Raw genomic sequence first — 3,636 nt, 5'->3', positions numbered from 1 at the left:
CTTGGCCGCCCACTTGGGTCTGAGCGCTGGCCGGGTCAGCCAGATCCTGGGTGTGCTGGAAAGCCGCGGCCGGGTGTTGCGGCAGCGCCAGGGGCAGGAGAACTGGGTGAGCTGGGCCACCCAGGCCGAGGCGCAGCCGGCCCCCGCCCAACCATCCGCCAAGACCCCGTCCACCGCTGCCGCTCCCCTGCACCTGGCCGTGCAGGTGTTCGGCCGGGCCGCCTGAGCACTGACCCGCATGCGCCCAGCCGTCATCAGCTTCTACAGCTACAAGGGCGGCGTCGGCCGCAGCCTGCTGGCAGCCAACCTGGCCGTGGCCCTGGCCCGCGAAGGCAAGACCCTGCTGTGGGATCTGGATGTCGAGGCCCCGGGCCTGCACCACATCCGCGCCCTGGGCGTGGAGGGCCACCGCAAGGGCTTCTTTGAATGGCTGGGCACCTGGCAGGCCGACAAGGCCCGGCCCGTGGGCCCGCAGGATCTGCAGCGCTTCGACGAACTGCTGCGCCCCACGCCGTTCACCGATCTGCAACTGCTGCCGGCCCATGGCCAGGAGGCCGATGCCGCAGCGCTGTACTTCGGCATCGACTGGCCCTATCTGCTGGGCAGTGGCGCCGAGCCGGGCCGTGCGCTGTTTCAGGAGTTGTTTGAGCACTTGGGCCGGGCTGGCTACCGCCATGTGCTGATCGACACCCGCACGGGCCTCACCGACCTGGGGGCCCTGCTGGCCGGCGTGCTGCCCGATGCCACGGTGCTGGTGGGTGGTTACGGCCGGCAGAACCTGGCCGGCCTGGGCCGGGTGTTCAAGTCGCTCAAGGGCATTGATCGCAGCCTGCGCCCCAGCAACACCGATCTGCAGCTGTTTCCGGTGGCATCCCCCATTCCGCAGGACGATCCCGCACTGGTCGAAGCCGGCAAGCGCGTCTGGGCCGATGCGCTGGGCGTGCCCGACATCGCCTCGGTGCGCGAGATCGGCTACGACCCCAGCCTGCCCTTTGGCGAAGAGCTGCTGATCCTGCAGCCGCAACGCCGTGTGGCCCAGGACTACGAGCGTGTGCGCGCCGACCTGTCGGCCTTTGTGGCCACGCTGTTCGCCGACCAGGCCGCGGCCCAGGCTGAGCGCGAGGCGCGACCGGACGTGTTTGAGCGCGACCGGTCCGACCCGCGTGGCTCGCGCGCTGCCCAGGGCAAGCGCTTTGAAGACCGCGTGGCCGATCTGCTGCGCCTGCTGGGCTACACGGTCGAGCGCGAGCAACTGATCGGCCCCGACCGCGTGGACCTGCTGGCCCGCATTGAATCGGGCCTGGACACGCTGACCTATTTCGTCGAGTGCAAAGACCATCGCCAGGCCGTCAGCAAGGAAGTGGTCGATCTGTTGGGCTTGTGGCTCAGCAAGCCGCAGGCCCAGGCCCTGCACGCCCGCGGTATGGTGGTGGCCCGCGCCTTCTCGCCGGCCGCGCTGGCCAGCGCCAAAGACCTGGGCATCACGGCCGTCACGCCGCAGGATCTGGAGCGCCGCCTGCTGGACGTGGACCGCTACCTGCACCAGCTGGTGGCCGACTTCGAGCAAGGCCCGCTGGCCAGCAGCTATGTGGACCAGCGCACCCGGCCAGAAGGTGCCGAGCAAGCCGGCATCACCGACCTGGTGGCCCACGGCCTGGAATGGGCCAAGGGCCGCGGCAGCCGGTTGTGGGTGCTGCTGGGCGACTACGGCACCGGCAAGACCGCCTACACGCTCAAGCTGGCCTACGAACTGGCCAAGCGCGCGCGCGATGATGGCCAGGCCCCTGTGCCGCTGCGGGTGAGCCTGCGCGACTTTCCCAACAAGGTGCGGCTGGATGAACTGCTGGCCGAGCGCTGGCAGCAGGCCACCGGTCAGCGCAAAGACCCGCGCGTGCTGCTGCACCTGGTGCAGCGCGGGCGCATCGTGCTGATCTTTGATGCCTTTGACGAAATGGGCATCGCCACGGCCGGGCGCAGCGTGGTGGAGCAGTTCCGCATGCTGGTGGGCATCAGCGCCCAGGCCGGCGACACCGCCGGCGGCAACCGCGTGCTGGTCACCTGCCGCGAGCAGTTCTTCAAAGACCATGGTGATGCCTTGCTGGCCGCTCACGGCCAGACCGACAGGCTGGCGCCTTCGGCCTTGCAGGATGTGGCCCAGCGCTTTGATGGCGACATCCGCTCGCTGGCCCTGTTCACGCCGCGGCAGGTGCGGCAGTTTCTGACGCTGCGCCTGGGCCGGCAGCAAGGCAGCGAGGCCATGGCCTTCCTGCAGCAGCAAAAGCTGCTGGAACTGGGCGACCGGCCGCAGCTGCTGGACATCATCATCGCCACCCTGCCGGCGCTGAAAGAACGCCAGACCCAGGGCGGCCAGGCGCTCAGCACCGGCGCGCTGTACCTCAGCTACACCAATCGCTGGCTGGACGAGTTCAAGCCCGCCGAGCGCCAAAGCAGCAGCGACACGCTGCGCAGCGTGCTCGAAGAGCTGGCCTGGCTGCTGTGGCAGCGCGTGGGCCACCGGCTGCATTACGGTGACTTGTATGCCCTGGTCAAGCAGCGCAGCGATTGGCGCGGCCAGCTCGACCCCAACCAGCTGGATGTGGAACTGCGCACCGCAGCCTTTTTATCGCGCACGCCCGATGGGCACTACGGCTTCTCGCACCGCAGCTTTCTGGAGTACTTTCTGGCCCGGCGCATCAAGGCAGCGGCCTGCCTGGGGCCTGACGATGCCGACTTCGCAGCGGTGCTGGACATTCCTCAACTGAGCGCCGAGGTCTGCAGTTTTGTGCATGATCTCGTGCCGGCCCAAGGCTCTGGAGCCGAGGCCGGCCCGCAGCGGCAGGCCCTGCAGCAGCAAGTGCGCAGCCTGCTGCAGCCTCAGCGCCAGCCTGTCGCCGCAGCGGCGGCGCGGGTCAATGCGCTGCTGCTGGGCCATCACCTGGGCCGCTTGTCGCTTGCTCAGGGGGCAGACCCGGCGCACGAAGACTGGCTGCCGGAGGCGGCCAACCTGCAGGGCCTGGACCTCAGCGAGATGGCCTTGCCCAACCTGCGAGCCGCGGGCGCTGATTTGACCGGCAGCACGCTGCGCGGCGCGGTGCTCAACGGCGCCCAGTTGTGCGGCGCCACCTTGGAGCGAGCGGACCTGAGCCAAACCGTGTTGTCGAAGGCCGATCTGTCAGCGGCCCGCCTGCGCGGCGCTTGCTTCAACGACACGGAGGCACCCTGGCTCAAGCTGGTGGGCAGCGATGCACGCGAGTCGCAATGGCTCAATGCCGATTTGGCCCTGGCCGAACTGGACGGCGTCGATTTTGGCCAGGCCGATCTGCGTGCGGCCCACCTGTCCCATGCTGGCGGCCGGCCGCGGCTGGATGGTGCCCTGCGGCAGGGGCTGACCGCCCGCTCGGCCCAACACTGGCCTGAGGCGCAGGACTGCCAGCCACCCTGGCCCCAATTGCGGCTGGCGCCTGGGCAAAGCCATGTTAGCGCAGCCAACGCTGTGACGTTTAGCCCGGATGGCCGCTGGCTGGCCAGCGCGGGGGGGGACCGCAGCGTGCGGCTGTGGGACGCGGCCAGCGGGCAGGTGTTGCGCGTGTTGCAAGGCCACGAAGACGGGGTTCAGAGCGTTGCGTTCAGTCCCGA

Annotated in this window: 2 protein-coding genes; both read left to right on the top strand. The window is 69.3% G+C overall.

Annotated features, from left to right (window positions below):
* On the top strand, positions 1–226 hold a 226-nt coding region (locus tag FKP22_RS32595), incomplete at its 5' end, for a helix-turn-helix transcriptional regulator (RefSeq protein ID WP_211361554.1).
* A 12-nt stretch (positions 227–238) separates the two neighbouring features.
* Positions 239–3,636 (top strand): KGGVGR-motif variant AAA ATPase (locus FKP22_RS24055; protein ID WP_141290195.1); only part of this gene is annotated, 3,398 nt, incomplete at its 3' end.

The sequence above is a fragment of the Ideonella azotifigens genome, from assembly GCF_006519715.1.
Classification (GTDB): domain Bacteria; phylum Pseudomonadota; class Gammaproteobacteria; order Burkholderiales; family Burkholderiaceae_C; genus Ideonella; species Ideonella azotifigens.
Note: the sequence above shows the minus strand (reverse complement) of the source record. Positions and strands in the feature narration are given on the sequence as shown.